General features: G+C 71.3%; 14 protein-coding genes. 2 read left to right on the top strand and 12 right to left on the bottom strand.

The window, feature by feature from the left end; all coding sequences use genetic code 11:
• Positions 1–11: 11 nt before the first annotated feature.
• The 11 genes from ACFY2Z_RS16435 to ACFY2Z_RS16485 all read right to left on the bottom strand — a co-directional run bounded on the left by ACFY2Z_RS16435 (position 12) and on the right by ACFY2Z_RS16485 (position 14,752).
• On the bottom strand, positions 12–578 hold the full coding sequence (locus tag ACFY2Z_RS16435; protein ID WP_390744838.1) for a GNAT family N-acetyltransferase: 567 nt from the start codon (positions 576–578) through the stop codon (positions 12–14).
• Complete coding sequence (locus ACFY2Z_RS16440; protein WP_390744839.1) at positions 556–2,799, bottom strand: MMPL family transporter; 2,244 nt, start codon at positions 2,797–2,799, stop codon at positions 556–558. Before ACFY2Z_RS16440 ends, ACFY2Z_RS16435 begins: the two co-directional genes overlap by 23 nt.
• 284 nt (positions 2,800–3,083) lie before the next feature.
• Positions 3,084–4,598 (bottom strand): Asp-tRNA(Asn)/Glu-tRNA(Gln) amidotransferase subunit GatB, encoded by a 1,515-nt coding sequence (gatB, locus tag ACFY2Z_RS16445; RefSeq protein ID WP_390744840.1) that lies wholly within the window; start codon positions 4,596–4,598, stop codon positions 3,084–3,086.
• Between the two features lie 15 nt (positions 4,599–4,613).
• Entirely contained in the window at positions 4,614–4,856 is a 243-nt protein-coding gene (locus ACFY2Z_RS16450) for a hypothetical protein (protein WP_390744841.1), read from the bottom strand.
• A complete protein-coding gene (gene gatA, locus ACFY2Z_RS16455) occupies positions 4,853–6,355 on the bottom strand; it encodes an Asp-tRNA(Asn)/Glu-tRNA(Gln) amidotransferase subunit GatA (RefSeq protein WP_390744842.1) in 1,503 nt (500 codons plus the stop codon). The genes ACFY2Z_RS16450 and gatA overlap by 4 nt, the downstream gene beginning before the upstream one ends.
• Positions 6,356–6,361: 6 nt before the next feature.
• Positions 6,362–6,658 (bottom strand): Asp-tRNA(Asn)/Glu-tRNA(Gln) amidotransferase subunit GatC, encoded by a 297-nt coding sequence (gene gatC / locus ACFY2Z_RS16460; protein ID WP_006130840.1) that lies wholly within the window; start codon positions 6,656–6,658, stop codon positions 6,362–6,364.
• A 926-nt stretch (positions 6,659–7,584) separates the two neighbouring features.
• Positions 7,585–9,894: a putative bifunctional diguanylate cyclase/phosphodiesterase gene (locus ACFY2Z_RS16465; RefSeq protein WP_390744843.1), complete on the bottom strand. Its 2,310-nt coding sequence runs from the start codon at positions 9,892–9,894 to the stop codon at positions 7,585–7,587.
• 225 nt (positions 9,895–10,119) lie between these two features.
• Positions 10,120–12,315, bottom strand: coding sequence for an NAD-dependent DNA ligase LigA (ligA, locus tag ACFY2Z_RS16470; protein WP_390744844.1), 2,196 nt, complete (start codon positions 12,313–12,315; stop codon positions 10,120–10,122).
• A 15-nt stretch (positions 12,316–12,330) separates the two neighbouring features.
• Positions 12,331–13,338, bottom strand: coding sequence for a methionine synthase (locus tag ACFY2Z_RS16475; RefSeq protein ID WP_390744845.1), 1,008 nt, complete (start codon positions 13,336–13,338; stop codon positions 12,331–12,333).
• A 160-nt stretch (positions 13,339–13,498) separates the two neighbouring features.
• Positions 13,499–14,197 (bottom strand): SDR family oxidoreductase, encoded by a 699-nt coding sequence (locus tag ACFY2Z_RS16480; protein WP_390744846.1) that lies wholly within the window; start codon positions 14,195–14,197, stop codon positions 13,499–13,501.
• Positions 14,198–14,212: 15 nt separating this feature from the next.
• On the bottom strand, positions 14,213–14,752 hold the full coding sequence (locus tag ACFY2Z_RS16485; protein ID WP_390744847.1) for a TIGR00730 family Rossman fold protein: 540 nt from the start codon (positions 14,750–14,752) through the stop codon (positions 14,213–14,215).
• Between the two features lie 51 nt (positions 14,753–14,803).
• On the opposite strand from ACFY2Z_RS16485, the gene ACFY2Z_RS16490 reads away from it, so the two are divergent.
• Positions 14,804–15,127 (top strand): DUF427 domain-containing protein, encoded by a 324-nt coding sequence (locus tag ACFY2Z_RS16490; RefSeq protein WP_390744848.1) that lies wholly within the window; start codon positions 14,804–14,806, stop codon positions 15,125–15,127.
• Between the two features lie 37 nt (positions 15,128–15,164).
• On the top strand, positions 15,165–15,944 hold the full coding sequence (locus tag ACFY2Z_RS16495; RefSeq protein ID WP_390744849.1) for an alpha/beta fold hydrolase: 780 nt from the start codon (positions 15,165–15,167) through the stop codon (positions 15,942–15,944).
• 28 nt (positions 15,945–15,972) lie between these two features.
• On the opposite strand, the gene mnmA is transcribed toward ACFY2Z_RS16495, so the two are convergent.
• Positions 15,973–17,097 (bottom strand): tRNA 2-thiouridine(34) synthase MnmA, encoded by a 1,125-nt coding sequence (gene mnmA / locus ACFY2Z_RS16500; RefSeq protein ID WP_390744850.1) that lies wholly within the window; start codon positions 17,095–17,097, stop codon positions 15,973–15,975.
• Positions 17,098–17,155: the final 58 nt, after the last annotated feature.

The raw sequence follows: 17,155 nt of genomic DNA on the forward strand, positions 1-17,155 counted from the left end.
TGAGAGGTCTCTTAATGATCGTCACGGGCCCGTGCCGCCCGCCACTCGGGCGCGAGCACCGACCACACCTCGGTGTCCTGGCGCACACCGCGGTACAGGTAGTTCTCACGCAGTACGCCGTCCCTGCTCATGCCCAGCCGTCGCGCCACCTTGACGCTCGGCGTGTTGGCGGACGACGCGCACCACTCCACACGGTGGATCCCCCGCTCGTCAATCGCCCAATCGATGAGCACCCGCATGCCACGGGTGACGAGCCCCCGTCCGGTGGCGGCGGGCTCCAGCCAGCAACCGACCTCGCAGGTACCACCGGCGGCGTCGAAGACCCGGAACAGCAGCCCCCCGACCAGCTTCCCGTCCAGCCACAGCCCGTGCAGGCTGCCGCTGTCGGCGGCGCGTTTGTCGGCGTACGACCGCAGGAGGGCCCGGGCGGAGGCGGCGTCCGTGGCGTTCGCCCCGAACGGGATGTGCTGGTTGACGAACTCGCGCCCGCGGTCCAGATGCGCCAGGAACTCCTCGGCGTGCCACGGCTCCAGCGGTCGTAGTTCGGCCCCGTCGTCACCCAGGGATATCGCGTACATCCGGCTGCCGCTCCTTCACCAGTTCGTCCACCAGCGCGTCCGCGTCGATGCGCTGCCCCGGCATCGTCGCACGGCAGTGCGGCGGCTCGATGCAGATGCGCGGCAGTCGGCGGTTCAGCCAGCACGGCATCCACCAGTTGGCGCCGCCGAGCAGATGCATCAGGGCGGGGACGAGCAGGGTGCGCAGGACGAACGCGTCGAGGGCGACGGCCGCCGCCAGTCCGATGCCGAACATGGCGATCACCCGGTCACCGGCGGCGACGAAGGCGAGGAAGACGGAGATCATGATGACGGCCGCCGAGTTGATCACCCGGCTGGTCTCGGCGAGGCCGACGCGTACGGCCCGTCGGTTGTCGCGGGTCTCCAGCCACTCCTCGTACATCCGGCTGACCAGGAACACCTGGTAGTCCATGGAGAGGCCGAAGAGCACCGACACCATGATCACGGGGAGGAAGGGCTCGATCGGGCCGGCCCGGCCGAGGCCCAGCAGCTCGCTGCCCCAGCCCCACTGGAAGATCGCGACGACCACGCCGAACGCGGAGGCGACGGCGGCGAGGTTCATCGCGGCGGCCTTCAGCGGAATGCCGAAGGACCGGAAGGCGAGCAGCAGCAGCGCACAGCCCAGGCTGATCACCACGCCCACGAACAGCGGCAGCTTGCCGACGATCACGCCCGCGAAATCGTCGTAGGCCGCCGTCACGCCGCCCACGGACAGATCCAGCGTGGTGCCCTGCTCGGCGCGCGGCAGCACCTCCGCGCGCAGCCGGTGCACCAGGTCGGTGGTCTGCTGGGACTGCGGGGAGGACTGCGGAACGACGGTGAGATAGGCGGTGTCGCCGCCGCTGTTGTACGTCACCGGGGTGACCGAGGCGACGCCCTTGGTGGCCGCGAGGGTGCCGTTGAGGTTGTCGAGCGCCAGCTTGTCCTCGGCGCCGTTGACATGGGTGACCAGGGTCAGCGGGCCGTTGACGCCCGGTCCGAAGCCGTCGGCGAGCATGTCGTACGCCTGCCGGGTGGTCGACGACTTCGCGTCGTTGCCCTGGTCGGAGGTGCCGAGGTGCAGGGAGAGGGTGGGCAGCGCGAGCAGGGCCATCACGGCCAGCGCGAGTGCGCCGAGCTTCTTGGGGTGGCGCTCGACGAAGGCCGACCAGCGGGCGGCCAGCCCGGTCGGCACCTCCGGTTCGGGACCGTGCTCGTACAGCCTGCGCCGCTCGCGCCTGCTCAGGGCGCGCGGCCCGATGAAGGACAGCAGGGCGGGCAGCAGGGTCACGGAGGCCGCGACGGTGAGCAGGACGGTCAGGCACGCGGCGAACGCGACACCGTTGAGGAAGCTGAGCCGCAGGATCAGCATGCCGAGCAGCGCGATGCACACGGTGGCGCCCGCGAACACGACGGCCCGTCCCGTGGTGGAGACGGCGCCGACGGCGGCCTCCTCGACCGAGGTGCCCCGCTTCAGCATCTTGCGGTGCCGGGTCACGATGAACAGCGCGTAGTCGATGCCGACGCCGAGCCCGATCAGCAGGCCGAGCATGGGCGCGAAGTCTGCGACGGTCATGGCGTGGCCGAGCAGGCCGATGCCCGAGTACGCGGTGCCGACGCCGATCAACGCGGTGGCGATGGGCAGCAGGGAGGCGGCGAGCGACCCGAAGGCGAGGAAGAGGACCACGGCGGCCACGCCGACGCCGACGGCCTCGGCGACATGGCCGCCCTTCGGCTGGGTGAGCGCGACGGCGCTGCCGCCCAGTTCCACCTTCAGGCCGCCGTTCTCGGCGGCCTTGGCGGTGTCGACGACGGCCTTGGCCTGGCCCTTGCCGATGTTCTCGCTCGGCTGGTCGAAGGTGATCGTGGCGTACGCGGTACGGCCGTCCCCACTGATCTGGGCGCTGTGGCCGCCCTCGTAGGGGTTGGTGACGGAGACGATGCCGGGCAGGGTCGAGATCCGGTCCAGGGTCCGGGTCATCGTCTGCTCGACGTCGGCGGAGCGCACTCCGCCGGGGCCGGTGCTGCGCCATACGACGCTGTCGCTGTCGCCGCCGAGGCCGGGGAAGCCGTGCTGGAGCATCTGGGTGGCGCGGCCGGCCTCGGTGCCGGGAGCGTCGTAGTGGTTCGAGTACGCAGAGCCCGCGACGGATGCGCCGACCGTGACACCGGCGAAGGCGATGAGCCAAAGCAGAACGGTGACGAGGCGGTGGCGTACACACCAGCGGGCAAGGGCTGCCACGAACGTGCTCCCTGAAGATTGATTTCGTTGATCTTTGACCGGGAACAGCCGCATGTGGAACTGAACAACCCGCAAAGAACGTATGAGCAATCCCCAACACTGTCGCAGCCAGAAGAGATCGTTTGCCGCTTTCGTGGGCTTAGTCACAGAACTGCGATCCAATTCACAGACATTTCCCGTGGCACTGTCGCCCGAAATAAGCTTTTCGTTAAACAAATTAAACAAAAAAGGGGCGGTATATCGCTGTGATATACCGCCCCCTTCGGGTGCTTTCGCGGTGGTGATCAGCCCTCGCCGACGCCGAGCTTCTCCAGGATCAGCTCCTTGACGCGAGCCGCGTCGGCCTGGCCGCGGGTGGCCTTCATGACGGCGCCGACCAGGGCGCCGGCCGCGGCCACCTTGCCACCGCGGATCTTGTCCGCGACGCCGGGGTTGCCGGCGATGGCCTCTTCGACGGCCACGGTCAGCGCGCCCTCGTCGGAGACGACCTTCAGACCGCGCTTCTCGACGACCTCGTCCGGGGTGCCCTCGCCCGCGAGAACGCCCTCGATGACCTGGCGGGCCAGCTTGTCGTTCAGGTCACCGGCGGCGACCAGCTCGGTGACCCGGGCGACCTGCTCCGGCGTGATCGACACGTCGTCCAGGGCCTTGCCGGACTCGTTGGCGTGGCGGGCCAGCTCGCCCATCCACCACTTGCGGGCGGAGGCCGCGTCGGCGCCCGCCTCGATGGTGGCGACGATCAGGTCCAGGGCGCCCGCGTTGAGGATCGCCTGCATGTCGGTGGCGGAGATCCCCCACTCCTCCAGCAGCCGGGTGCGGCGCACGAGGGGCAGCTCCGGCAGCGTCGCCCGCAGCTCCTCGACCCATTCGCGCGAGGGCGCGACGGGCACCAGGTCCGGCTCGGGGAAGTACCGGTAGTCCTCCGCCTCCTCCTTGGTGCGGCCCGAGGTCGTCGAGCCGGTGTCCTCGTGGAAGTGTCGGGTCTCCTGGATCACCTTGGCACCGCTGTCGAGCACGGCGGCGTGGCGCTGGACCTCGTAGCGGGCCGCGCGCTCGACGGAGCGCAGCGAGTTGACGTTCTTCGTCTCCGAGCGGGTGCCGAACTTCTCGGAGCCCTTCGGCATCAGCGACAGGTTCACGTCACAGCGCATCTGGCCCATCTCCATCCGGGCCTCCGAGACGCCGAGCGCCCGGATCAGCTCGCGCAGCTCGCGGACGTACGCCTTCGCCACCTCGGGCGCACGCTCGCCCGCGCCGACGATCGGCTTGGTGACGATCTCGATCAGCGGGATGCCGGCGCGGTTGTAGTCCAGGAGGGAGTGGTCGGCGCCGTGGATGCGGCCGGTGGCTCCGCCGACGTGCGTCGACTTGCCGGTGTCCTCCTCCATGTGGGCGCGCTCGATCTCCACGCGGAAGGTCTCGCCGTCCTCCAGCTGTACGTCGAGATAGCCGTTGAAGGCGATCGGCTCGTCGTACTGGGAGGTCTGGAAGTTCTTCGGCATGTCCGGATAGAAGTAGTTCTTCCGGGCGAAGCGGCACCACTCGGCGATCTCGCAGTTCAGCGCGAGACCGATCCGGATCGCGGACTCCACGCCGATCGTGTTGACGACGGGGAGCGCGCCGGGCAGGCCGAGGCAGGTGGGACAGGTCTGCGCGTTCGGCTCGGCGCCGAGCGCCGTGGAGCAGCCGCAGAACATCTTGGTCTTGGTGCCGAGTTCGACATGGACCTCAAGGCCCATGACGGGGTCGTACGACGCCAGCGCGTCCTCGTACGACACCAGGTCGGTGGTGATGGTCACGGTGAAACTTCCCTCTCAGCCCAGCAGGACGTCGTCGTCGCCGATCCGCTTCAGCTCGCGGTAGAGGATCGCGAGGCCGGTGACGATGGCGGCGGCGGACACGGCCGCGTCGATCAGGCGCAGCGTGTCGTTCTCGAGGCGGGCCTTCTTGGCCTGCTTCGCGACACCGATCGCGCCGAACGCGGTGGTGGCCATGGACAGGTACATACCGGACTTGGACTTCTTGAAGCCCTTGGCCTTGGACAGTGCCTTACTCACAGCGACGGAGCCTCCTCGAGAAGCGGGTGCCCCCACCTTTCCACGAAGGCGGCCTCGACGGCGGCGCCGACCTTGTAGAGCCGGTCGTCCTTGAGCGCCGGGGCGATGATCTGCAGGCCGACCGGAAGGTTGTCCTCCGGAGCAAGACCGCAGGGCAGCGACATGGCGGCGTTGCCGGCCAGGTTGACCGGGATGGTGCACAGGTCCGCCAGGTACATCGCCATCGGGTCGTCGGCGCGCTCACCGATCGGGAAGGCGGTGGTGGGGGTCGTCGGCGAGACGATCACATCCACCTGCTCGAACGACTTCTCGAAGTCGCGGGTGATGAGCGTGCGGACCTTCTGGGCGGAGCCGTAGTACGCGTCGTAGTAGCCGGAGCTGAGGGCGTACGTGCCGAGCATGATGCGGCGCTTGACCTCGGCGCCGAAGCCCGCCTCACGGGTGAGGGAGGTGACCTCCTCGGCGGAGTGCGTGCCGTCGTCGCCGACGCGCAGGCCGTAGCGAAGACCGTCGAAGCGGGCGAGGTTGCTGGAGCACTCGCTCGGGGCGATCAGGTAGTACGCGGCCAGCGCCAGGTCGAAGGACGGGCAGTCCAGCTCGACGATCTCGGCACCCAGCTCCTTGAGGAGGGCGACGGCCTCGTCGAAGCGCTGCAGGACACCGGCCTGGTAGCCCTCGCCGCGGAACTGCTTGACGACACCGATGCGCATGCCCGCCACGCTGCCGTTGCGCGCGGCCTCGACGACCTGCGGGACCGGGGCGTCGATGGAGGTCGAGTCGAGCGGGTCGTGTCCGCCGATGACCTCGTGCAGCAGGGCGGCGTCCAGGACCGTACGGGCGCAGGGGCCGCCCTGGTCGAGGGAGCTGGAGAAGGCGACCATGCCGTACCGCGAGACACCGCCGTACGTCGGCTTGACGCCGACCGTGCCGGTGACGGACGCGGGCTGGCGGATGGAGCCGCCGGTGTCCGTGCCGATGGCGAGCGGGGCCTGGAAGGAGGCGAGCGCGGCGCTCGACCCACCGCCGGAGCCGCCCGGGATACGGGTGAGGTCCCAGGGGTTGCCGGTGGGGCCGTAGGCGCTGTTCTCGGTGCTGGACCCCATGGCGAACTCGTCCATGTTGGTCTTGCCGAGGATGACGACGTCGGCTTCCTTGAGCTTCCTGGTCAGGGTCGCGTCGTACGGCGGGATCCAGCCCTCGAGGATCTTGGACCCGACGGTGGTGGGCACGCCCTTGGTGGTGAAGATGTCCTTGAGCGCGAGCGGCACGCCGGCGAGCGGGCCGAGCTTCTCGCCCCGCTCCCGCTTCTCGTCGACGGCACGGGCCTGCGCGAGCGCGCCCTCGCGGTCGACGTGCAGGAAGGCGTGCACCTTCTCGTCCACGGCCTCGATACGGGCGAGGTGGGCCTCGGTGACCTCGACGGCGGTCAGCTCGCCGGAGGCGATCTTCTCCGCGGTCTGGGCGGCGGTGAGCCGGATGATGCTGTTCTTGTCCGTCATGACGGGCTACTCCTCCCCCAGGATCTGCGGCACCTTGAAACGCTGCTGCTCCTGGGCAGGGGCGCCGGACAGCGCCTGCTCGGGGGTGAGCGACGGACGGACCTCGTCCGCGCGCATGACATTGGTCAGCGGCAGCGGGTGGGAGGTCGGCGGTACGTCTTGGTCGGCGACCTCGCTGACGCGGGCGACCGCGCCGATGATGTCGTCGAGCTGGCCCGCGAAGTGGTCAAGCTCTTCGGGCTTCAGCTCCAGACGCGCCAGCCGGGCGAGGTGGGCGACCTCCTCGCGCGTGATGCCAGGCATGCAGCGATCCTCTGGGGTGAGTGTGTGTGGTTTGGGCCCAATCCTATGGCGCGAGCGCGGGTGCCCGCGCATGGGTTTGCCCGCGCGCGGTGCGTCGGCAGGCGGTTGGAGGTGATGGAGGGGCACGAGACGGGTGCCGGTCGGGGCTGTTCGGCGGGCACGGGCGGTCGACGGGCACGGGCCGGCCGACGGGCACAGGCCGATCGACGGGCACAGGCGGTCGACGGGCACGGGCCGATCGACGGGCACAGGCGGTCGACGGGCACGGGCCGATCGACGGGCACAGGCGGTCGACGGGCACAGGCGGTCGACGGGCACAGGCCGATCGACGGGCACGGGGCAATCGGCGGGCACAGGCCGATCGACGGGCACGGGGCAATCGACGGGCACGGGGCAATCGGCGGGCACAGGCCGGCCGACGGGCACAGGCCGATCGACGGGCACAGGCCGATCGACGGGCACGGGCCGATCGACGGGCACAGGCGGTCGACGGGCACGGGCCGATCGACGGGCACGGGGCAATCGGCGGGCACAGGCCGATCGACGGGCACGGGGCAATCGGCGGGCACGGGGCAATCGGCGGGCACAGGCCGATCGACGGGCACGGGGCAATCGGCGGGCACAGGCCGATCGACGGGCACGGGGCAATCGGCGGGCACAGGGCAATCGGCGGGCACAGGCCGATCGACGGGCACAGGCGGTCGACGGGCACAGGCCGACCGACGGGCACAGGCCGACCGACGGGCACAGGCCGACCGACGGGCACAGGCCGACCGACGGCCACGCGCCGACCGACGGGCACAGGCCGATCGACGGGCACAGGCCGATCGACGGGCACAGGCCGACCGATGGGCACGGGCGGTCGATGGGCACGGGCGGTCGACGGGCACAGGCCGGCCCGGACCTCCGTCGTCAGGGTGGTGGCGCTACTCGTCCGTCGCAGCCGCCGGGAGTGCGGCCCTCGGGCGTTGCCAGCCGCGGGCGCCCCGTGCTCGCAGCCACGCCGTCGTCTCCTCCGGCGGCATCGCGGCCGCGACCAGCCAGCCCTGGACCGCGTCGCAGCGCAGGTCGCGCAACCGCTCCCACGTCTCGTCGTCCTCGACCCCCTCCGCGACGACGAGCAGCCCAAGCGAATGCGCCAGGTCCACGGTGCAGCGCACGATCTCCGCGTCCTCCGCGTCCACCGCGAGCCGCGCCACGAACGAACGGTCGATCTTCAGCTCGCTCACCGGCAGCCGCCGCAGATGGACCAGCGACGAGTAGCCCGTCCCGAAGTCGTCCAGCGACATCTTCACGCCGTGTCCGGCCAGCGCGGCCAGCGTGTCGGCGGCCCGCTGCGGGTCCTCCAGGAGCACATGCTCCGTGATCTCCAGCTGCAACGCCCCCGCGGGCACCCCGTGCCGGGCCAGCCGCGCGGCCACCGAGCCCGCGAACCCGGGGGTGTGCACATCGCGGGGCGAGACGTTCACGGCCACCGGGACCCGCAGCCCCTGCGCCCGCCAGCGCGCCACCTGCCCGAGCGCCGTCTCCAGTACGTACTCCGTCAGATGCGGCATCAGCCCGGAGGACTCGGCGATCGCGATGAACTCGTCCGGCGGCACCTTCCCGCGCTCGGGGTGCACCCACCGCACGAGTGCCTCCAGCCCGGCGACCTGCCCGTCGAAGCGCACCTTGGGCTGGTAGTGGAGCTCCACCTCGTGCGCGTCCAGCGCGCGTCGCAGATCCCCCAGCAGTCCGAGCCGGTCGGGGGTGTTCGAGTCCCGCTTGGACTCGTAGACCTCCACCCCCGTACGGTCCCGCTTCGCCTGGTACATCGCGACGTCCGCCCGCTGCAGCAGCCCCTCCGCGTCGAGCGCGTGCTCGGGGAAGACGGCGACCCCCGCGCTGGCCTCCAGGACCAGCGTGAGTCCGTCGAGGTCGAGCGGGGAGCTGAGCGCCGCGACCAGATTGCGGGCCGCCCGTGACGCGGACGTCGTGGAGTCCGCGACGGGCAGTAACACGGCGAACTCGTCCCCGCCGAGCCGCGCCGCCTCCGCCCCGCGCGGCAGCGCGAGCCGCAGCCGCTCGGCGATCTGCAGAAGCAGCCGGTCACCGGCGAGATGGCCGAGCGTGTCGTTCACCGACCGGAAGCGATCGAGGTCGATCAGCATCAGGGCGGCCCGTGCGCCGATCCGCTCGGCGTCGTCGAGCGCCGTCCAGGTGCGCTCCAGCAGCCACTGCCGGTTGGGCAGGCCGGTCAGCGGGTCGCGCAGCTGTTCCTCGGCGCGGGCCCGGGCTATCCACAGGGTGGAGTCCAGGGCGACGAGCGGGACGGCGAACAAGGGCAGCAGGATCGGGAGCGTGACGGCGACGACACAGATCAGCGGGGCGATGCCGAGCAGGGCGACGGCGACGAGTCCCTGCCGGACGAGGGCGGAACGGGCGACCGTGGGCAGCTTTCCGGCGCGCACCGCGTGGAGGTACCACAGCAGCAGCCGGGTCACCGCGAGGTAGGCGCCGGCGACGAGGACGACCTGGGGCGCGGTGTAGAGGGTCCAGCTCTGGGGGTTCCAGGGCGTCTCGACGGTCGGGACGCGTCCGAAGACGGCCAGGACGAGCGCTGCGGCGCCGATGCCGAGGATGTCGACCGCGCCGTGCAGCACGCCCTGCCGCCAGCGGCCGAGCCGGGCCGTCACGACCAGGACGACGACGGTGAGGCTGACCATTCCGGCGGGCACCCAGCCGTACAGCAGCAGGACGGCGAGGGTCAGGGCCGCGCCCGAGCCCGTGCCGCCCCAGGAGCGGACGCGGCCGAGGGCGACCAGATGGCCGACGATGATGCCCGTGAGCACGGCCAGGGACCAGCCGGCGGTGCCGGACGGGAAGAGCGCGTGGTGTCCGCCGAAGGCACGGAGGAGACCGGTGCCGAGGACGCACGCCGCCGCCGCCACGACCGCCGCGGGCAGCGCGAGCCGGACCCCGTGCCGCCCGCCGTCCGGAGCGGGCGAGCCGGACGGCACCGCGGGGAGTGGCACGGCCCCGGGGGCGGTGGCCTGGGCGGGGAGGAGGGCGGGGAGGTTCCTCGGCGGCACTCCGGTGACATGGACGGGGCCCGCCGCGGGTGGCACGCCCGGCACGGCGCCGGGGCCGTTCCTGCGTATCGGTGACCGCGTGGTGCGGCGGCAGAGCCGCCAGGCGCCGGACATCCGGCGCAGGCGCAGCCGTGAGTCCGAGGTGGCGCTCTCGGTCGGTTCCATTCCCGTCCCTCTCACAGCCGGCGGTGCCCACGCCACGCGGCCTGCTGCCCGACGACCCGTCAACGGCACCGCGTCCGAGACCCACCACGCGTGCGGGCACGGCAGGCGCACATCTCAACAGTAGGCCGCAAAAGGCTTTCACGGGCAGCGGTCGTCGGCGGTTGCCCGAATACGACCCGGCCGCCCTATGCATCTGGTATGCGCGGAACGAGTGGCCTTCAACCACTACTCCCCGGTCGGAAGGGCCACTTCCGCCGCTGCCTCCGGCCCCTGTTCCAACAGGACCGTGAAACCGTCCTCGTTGAGCACCGGAACCTTCAATTGCATGGCCTTGTCGTACTTCGATCCCGGGTTCTCACCGACGACCACAAAAGACGTCTTCTTTGAGACAGAACCGGTCACTTTCGCTCCACGGCTCTGCAGGGCCTCCTTGGCCCCGTCACGGGTGAACCGCTCCAGCGTGCCGGTGACCACGACGGTGAGGCCCTCCAGCGGACGCGGGCCCTCCTCCTCGCCCGAGCCCTCCTCCTCCAGCCGCACGCCTGCGGCCTTCCACTTACGGAGGATCTCGCGGTGCCAGTCCTCGGCGAACCACTCCTTGACGGAGCGCGCGACGATCTCCCCCACGCCGTCCGTGTTCCGGAGCTCCTCCTCGGTGGCCTGATCGATACGGTCGACGGAGCGGAAGGCACGGGCCAGCGCCTCGGCGGCGACCGGGCCGACATGACGGATCGACAGCCCGGTCAGAATGCGCGCGAGCGGGCGCTCCTTGGCGGCGGCGATGTTCTCCAGCATCGCGAGCGCGTTCTTCTTGGGCTCGCCCTGCTGGTTGGCGAAGACCGTGGCGATCTTCTCCTCGCCGGTCTTCGGATCGCGCTTGGGCAGACCGCTGTCCTGGTCCAGGACGAACGCCTTGATGGGCAGCAGCTGCTCGATCGTGAGGTCGAACAGATCGCCCTCGTCCTTCAGCGGAGGCTCGGCCGGCTCCAGCGGCTTGGTGAGAGCCGCGGCGGCCACATAGCCGAAGTGCTCGATGTCCAGCGCCTTGCGGCCGGCGAGATAGAACAGCCGCTCCCGCAGCTGGGCCGGGCAGGTCCGGGCGTTCGGGCAGCGGAGGTCGACGTCCCCCTCCTTCATGGGCCGCAGCGGCGTACCGCACTCGGGGCACTCGGACGGCATCACGAACTCCCGTTCGGTGCCGTCCCGCAGATCGACGACCGGGCCGAGGATCTCCGGGATGACGTCACCGGCCTTGCGCAGCACCACCGTGTCGCCGATGAGCACGCCCTTGGCCTTGACCACGTCCTGGTTGTGCAGGGTGGCGAACTCGACCTCCGAGCCCGCGACCGTGACGGGCTCGACCTGCGCGTACGGAGTGACCCGGCCCGTACGGCCCACGCCCACGCGGATGTTGACGAGCTTGGTGTTGACCTCCTCGGGCGCGTACTTGTACGCGATCGCCCAGCGCGGGGCGCGCGAGGTGGAGCCCAGCCGTCCCTGGAGGGGGATCTCGTCGAGCTTGACGACGACTCCGTCGATCTCGTGCTCCACGGAGTGGCGGTGCTCGCCGTAGTACGCGATGAACTCCCGTACGCCGTCGAGGTCGTCGACCACCTTGTTGTGCCGGGCGGTGGGCAGGCCCCAGGAGTGCAGCAGGTCGTACGCCTCGGAGAGACGGCTCAGACCGTCCGCGAAGCCCTTGAGGGCGCCGATGCCGTGCACCACCATGTGCAGCGGGCGGGTGGCCGTGATGCGCGGGTCCTTCTGCCGCAGCGAACCCGCCGCCGCGTTGCGCGGATTGGCGAAGGGCTTGTCGCCGCCCTCGACCAGCCGGGCGTTCAGCTCCTCGAACTTCTCCATCGGGAAGAAGACCTCGCCGCGGATCTCCACGAGGTCGGGCACCCGGTCGCCGTGGAGGCGGTCCGGGATCTCCGCGATCGTCCGCACGTTCGGCGTGATGTCCTCGCCCGTACGGCCGTCTCCGCGGGTCGCCGCGCGGGTCAGGCGGCCGTGCTCGTAGGTCAGGTTGACCGCGAGGCCGTCGACCTTCAGCTCGCACAGGAAGTGGTACGCGGAGGTGCCCACCTCCTTGGCGACGCGGTCGGCCCAGGCGGCCAGCCCCTCGTCGTCGAAGACGTTGTCGAGGGAGAGCATGCGCTCGCGGTGCTCGACGGCCGTGAACTCCGTCTCGTAGGCCCCCGCGACCTTCTGGGTGGGCGAGTCGGGGGTGCGCAGCTCGGGGTACTCCTCCTCCAGCGCCTCCAGGGAGCGCAGGAGCCGGTCGAACTCCGCGTCACTGACGACGGGAGCGTCCTTCACGTAGTACCGGAAGCGGTGCTCCTCGATCTGCTCAGCGAGCTGCGCGTGCTGCTCCCGTGCCTCGGCGGGCACCGTCGTCTCCGCTTGCTTGTCGCCGGCCACCGTGTGGTCCTCCCGTTACTCTGGGTTGTCCGCGAGGGATCTCGCCGCCCGGACGCAGTGGGCGAGCGCCCGGCGGGCGTAGTCCGGAGAGGCGCCCGCGAGCCCGCACGCCGGCGTGACCGTGACCGCCTGCGCGAGAAGCCCCGGACGCAGCCCCAGCCTGCGCCACAGCGTCCTGACACCCATGACGCTACCGGCAGGGTCCGACAATGGGCCGTCGGTGCCCGGCACGACTCCGGTGAAGAGCCGGGTGCCCGCTTCCACCGCCTCCCCGATCGTCTCGTCGTCACGCTCGGTGAGGAGCGAGAAGTCGAAGGAGACGGCGGCGGCGCCCGCCCGGCGCAACAGGGCGAAGGGCACGTCGGGTGCGCACGAGTGCACGACGACCGGGCCGTCCGCGTGTACCCGCACGACGTCCCGCAGCGTGGCCTCGACGATCTGCCGGTCGACGGCCCGGTGGGTCCGGTAGCCGCTGGCGGTCTTCACCTGCCCGCGCAGGACGGAGGTGAGCGAGGGCTCGTCGAGCTGGAGGACGAGCCGGGCTCCCGGTACGCGGCGCCGTACCTCGTCGAGGTGGAGCCGCAGCCCCTCCATGAGGGAGCCGGCGAGGTCGCGGCAGGCGCCGGGGTCGGAGAGCGCGGCCTCGCCGTTCCTCAGCTCCAGGGCGGCGGCGAGCGTCCAGGGACCCACCGCCTGTACCTTCAGCGGTCCCTCGTAGTCCTGGGTGAACTCCTCCAGGGCGTCCAGGTCCTCGCCCAGCCAGGAGCGGGCCCGCCGGGTGTCCCGCCCGGGCCGGTCCCCGAACCGCCAGCCGCTGGGCTCCACGCGCGCGTACAGGTCGACGAGCATCCCGGCGGTCCGCCCGATCATGTCCGCACCGGGCCCCCGGGCGGGCAGCTCGGCGAGGAAGGGGAAGTCTTCGAAGCTTCCGGTGACGGTCTTGGCGGCCTCCCGGGCGTCGCCGCCCGGCATGGACCCGATCCCGGTGGCGGCACCGAACCTGAACTGGCTGTCTTCACTCACCCGTGCAGCGTAGGCCCTCCGGGGGTGCGGCCGTCCCTGGTGCCGGATCCACCGAGCGTCGGCCGGTGGTGGGTCCCGTCCCCGGGGGCCGCGACCCCCAGACCCCCTGGTCGGCCTCAACCGCCTCGTCCTCAAGCGCCGGACGGGCTGGTTGTCCTGGCTACGCCCCGGGCCGCACCGTGAGGTCGTTGACCTCCGCGTCCCTCGGCAGGTCCAGGCACATCAGCAGGGCCGTGGCCACCGACTCGGGGTCGATCCATCCGGACGGGTCGTACGGCTTGCCCTCCTGCTGGTGGACCTCGGCCTGCATCGGGGTCGCCGTGCGGCCGGGGTAGACCGAGGTGACCCGGACGCCGTTGCCGTGCTCCTCCTGGCGCAGGGAGTCCGCGAGGGCCTTCAGGCCGTGCTTGGAGGCGGCGTACGCCGACCAGTCCGCGTGCGCGTTCAGGCCCGCGCCGGAGTTCACGAACACGACGTGGCCGCGCGCGGCGCGGAGCTGGGGCAGGAAGTGACGGGTCAGTTCCGCGGGTGCGATCAGGTTGACGTTCAGCTGGTGGCGCCAGGACTTGGGGGTCAGCTCGCCCACCGGGCCGAGGTCGACCACGCCCGCGATGTGCAGCAGGGAGTCCACCCGGTCCGGCAGGGACTGGTGCGAGAACGCCCAGGACAGCTTGTCCGGGTCGGCGAGGTCACCCACCAGGGTCGTCGCCCCGGGGAACTCGGCCGTCAGTTCCTTCGCCCTGCCCGCGTCGCGCGCGTGGAGCACGAGAGCGTCCCCGCGCGCGTGGAGACGGCGGGCCACCGCCGCGCCGATGCCGGAACCCGCTCCGGTGATCACATGAGTTGCCATGTCCGCCATGCTCGCACCCCGGGGCTAGCGGATCCCGAGCGACTCCTCCAGGTACGCGAGCGCCCCCACCGGTTCCTCGGCGAAGAACACCAGCTCCGAGAGCGGGCGCGGCAGAAAGCCCTCGTCCTCCATCCGCCGGAACTGCTCCTTCAGGCCGTCGTAGAAGCCGGCCGTGTTCAGCAGGACCACCGGCTTGTCGGTGTGCCCGTGCTTCTTCAGCTCCAGGATCTCGGTCGCCTCGTCGAGCGTCCCGGTCCCGCCCACCATGATCACGACCGCGTCGGACTTCTCCAGGAGCAGCCTCTTGCGCTCGGCCAGGTCCTCGGCGACCACCATCTCGTCGGTGCCCGTCCGCGCCTTGGCGGCCAGGAACCGGACGGAGACGCCCACGAGCCGGCCGCCCGCCTCCTGCACCCCGTCGGCGACCACCTTCATGAGGCCGACGTCGGAGCCGCCCCACACCAGGGTGTGACCGCCCTTGCCGAGCAGCTCCGCGAACTGGCGCGCGGGGCGGGTGTAGCGGTCGGCGAGGTCGGCGGCGGAGAGGAAGACACAGATGTTCATGCCGAACACCGTACGCGGGAAGAACCGCGGTCCCGCACGTGCTTTTCCAATATGAGCAACGGACACACGATCACCATCGAGCAGGGCGACAAGCATGTGCGCGTGGTGCACGACGGACAGGTCCTGGCGGACAGCGACCGCGCCCTGGTGCTGCGGGAGACCGGCTGTCCCGTGCGGTACTACATTCCCGCCGAGGATGTCCGCACGGACCTGCTGACCCCCTCCGAGACCCACACCGAGTGCCCCTTCAAGGGCACCGCGTCGTACTGGTCGCTGCCGGACGCGGAGAACCTCGTGTGGGCGTACCCCGACCCCAAGCCGGAGGTCGCGGCCATCAAGGACCACCTCTGCTTCTACGAAGTGGAGGTGTCGTGAGCGACTGAGGCCGCCGCCCTGCGGCAGTCTCACAGACATGGACAAGCAGACCACCTCACGCGACGGCACGCGCATCGCGTACGAACGCACCGGACAGGGCCCGGCGGTCGTCCTGGTGAGCGGCGCGATGTCCACGGGCGCCACCGTGGCGCCTCTGGGCGCGCATCTCCCGGACCGCTTCAGTGTGATCGTGTACGACCGCCGGGGCCGTGGTGGGAGCGGTGACACGGAGCCGTACGCGGTGGCCCGCGAGGTCGAGGATCTCGCGGCGCTCATCGAGGCGGCGGGCGGCGAGGCGTGGCTCTACGGCATCTCGTCCGGCGGCGCGCTGGCTCTCGAGGCGGCGGCGAGCGGGCTGCCGGTGCGCGGCGTCGCCGTCTACGAGCCGCCGTTCGCCGACTACGGGGGCGGACAGCCGGAACGCGCGGAGTACACCGCGCGTCTAGGTGAGGCGCTCGGTCAGGGACGGCGCGGGGACGCGGTGGAGTTGTTCCTCGGTCTCACCGGACTGGCCCCGGAGATGATCGCCAACGCCCGCCGGTCCCCGATGTGGGCCGACATGGAGGCGCTCGCGCCGACCCTCGCCTACGACGACGCCGTGATGGGCGACGGGCTGGTGCCCCGGGAGCGGCTCGCGTCGGTCACCGTCCCCGTGCTGGCCGTCGCGGGCGGCGCCAGCCCCGAGTGGCTCCGCAGGGCGGCCGAGGCCGTCGCCCAGGCGGTCCCCCGGGGCACGTACCGCACCCTGCGGGACCAGGACCACATGGTGGAGCCCCAGGTGCTCGCCCCGGTGCTGGCGGAGTTCTTCGGGAGCTAGCCCCCGAAGAACGTCGTCCTCCCGGGCCTCACGCCACCGCGGGCGTCGTGCGGGTCGTCGACGCGATCGTCGCCGAGCCGACCACGCGCGTGCCGTCGTACAGGACGATCGCCTGGCCGGGGGCCACGCCGCGGACCGGCTCGGTGAAGCGCACCCGCAGTTCGCCGTCGACCAGCTCCGCCGTCACCTCCGTCTCGCCGCCGTGGGCGCGGAGCTGGGCCGTGTAGGTGCCGGGGCCGGCCGGGGCGGTTCCGCACCAGCGGGGCTTGACGGCGGTCAGCGCGTCGACGTCCAGGGAGGACGCCGGGCCCACCGTCACGGTGTTGTCGACCGGCGAGATGTCGAGGACGTAGCGCGGCTTGCCGTCGGCCGCCGGGGTGCCGATCCTGAGGCCCTTGCGCTGTCCGATCGTGAAGCCGTACGCGCCCTCGTGGGTGCCGATGGTGGTGCCGGACTCGTCGACGATGTCGCCCTCGGCCTTGCCGAGCCGCTGGGCCAGGAAGCCCTGGGTGTCGCCGTCCGCGATGAAGCAGATGTCGTGCGAGTCGGGCTTCTTGGCGACCGCGAGGCCCCGGCGCTCGGCCTCCGCGCGGATCTCGTCCTTGGTGGTGACCGTGTCGCCGAGCGGGAACATCGCGTGGGCCAGTTGCTTCTCGTCGAGCACGCCGAGGACGTACGACTGGTCCTTGGCCATGTCGGAGGCGCGGTGCAGCTCGCGCGTGCCGTCGTCGAGCATGACGACCTTGGCGTAGTGGCCGGTGCAGACGGCGTCGAAGCCGAGCGCGAGCGCCTTGTCGAGCAGCGCCGCGAACTTGATCTTCTCGTTGCAGCGCAGACACGGGTTGGGGGTGCGGCCCGCCTCGTACTCGGCGATGAAGTCCTCGACGACGTCCTCGCGGAACCGCTCGGCGAGGTCCCAGACGTAGAAGGGGATGCCGATGACGTCCGCGGCACGGCGGGCGTCGCGCGAGTCCTCGATGGTGCAACAGCCGCGCGCACCGGTGCGGAACGACTGCGGGTTCGCGGACAGCGCGAGATGGACGCCGGTCACGTCGTGGCCCGCTTCGGCGGCGCGGGCGGCGGCGACGGCGGAGTCGACTCCGCCGGACATCGCGGCGAGGACGCGGAGAGGGCGCTGCGGGGTGTCAGTCATAACCCTTCAAGAGTACGGGGCGCCCGGCGCGCCCGGCGCGCCAGTATCCGCCGCCGTG

The sequence above is a fragment of the Streptomyces sp. NPDC001222 genome (genome assembly GCF_042896945.1).
Classification (GTDB): domain Bacteria; phylum Actinomycetota; class Actinomycetes; order Streptomycetales; family Streptomycetaceae; genus Streptomyces; species Streptomyces gibsoniae.

What these genes read in the sequence shown, in the direction of transcription:
- ACFY2Z_RS16480 (WP_390744846.1), bottom strand. Translation starts at nt 14,197, where the DNA reads ATGGCGGACATGGCAACTCATGTGATCACCGGAGCGGGTTCCGGCATC.
- ACFY2Z_RS16490 (WP_390744848.1), top strand. Translation starts at nt 14,804, where the DNA reads ATGAGCAACGGACACACGATCACCATCGAGCAGGGCGACAAGCATGTG.
- gatA (WP_390744842.1), bottom strand. Translation starts at nt 6,355, where the DNA reads ATGACGGACAAGAACAGCATCATCCGGCTCACCGCCGCCCAGACCGCG.
- ACFY2Z_RS16495 (WP_390744849.1), top strand. Translation starts at nt 15,165, where the DNA reads ATGGACAAGCAGACCACCTCACGCGACGGCACGCGCATCGCGTACGAA.
- ACFY2Z_RS16465 (WP_390744843.1), bottom strand. Translation starts at nt 9,894, where the DNA reads ATGGAACCGACCGAGAGCGCCACCTCGGACTCACGGCTGCGCCTGCGC.
- ACFY2Z_RS16485 (WP_390744847.1), bottom strand. Translation starts at nt 14,752, where the DNA reads ATGAACATCTGTGTCTTCCTCTCCGCCGCCGACCTCGCCGACCGCTAC.
- mnmA (WP_390744850.1), bottom strand. Translation starts at nt 17,097, where the DNA reads ATGACTGACACCCCGCAGCGCCCTCTCCGCGTCCTCGCCGCGATGTCC.
- gatC (WP_006130840.1), bottom strand. Translation starts at nt 6,658, where the DNA reads ATGCCTGGCATCACGCGCGAGGAGGTCGCCCACCTCGCCCGGCTGGCG.
- ACFY2Z_RS16435 (WP_390744838.1), bottom strand. Translation starts at nt 578, where the DNA reads ATGTACGCGATATCCCTGGGTGACGACGGGGCCGAACTACGACCGCTG.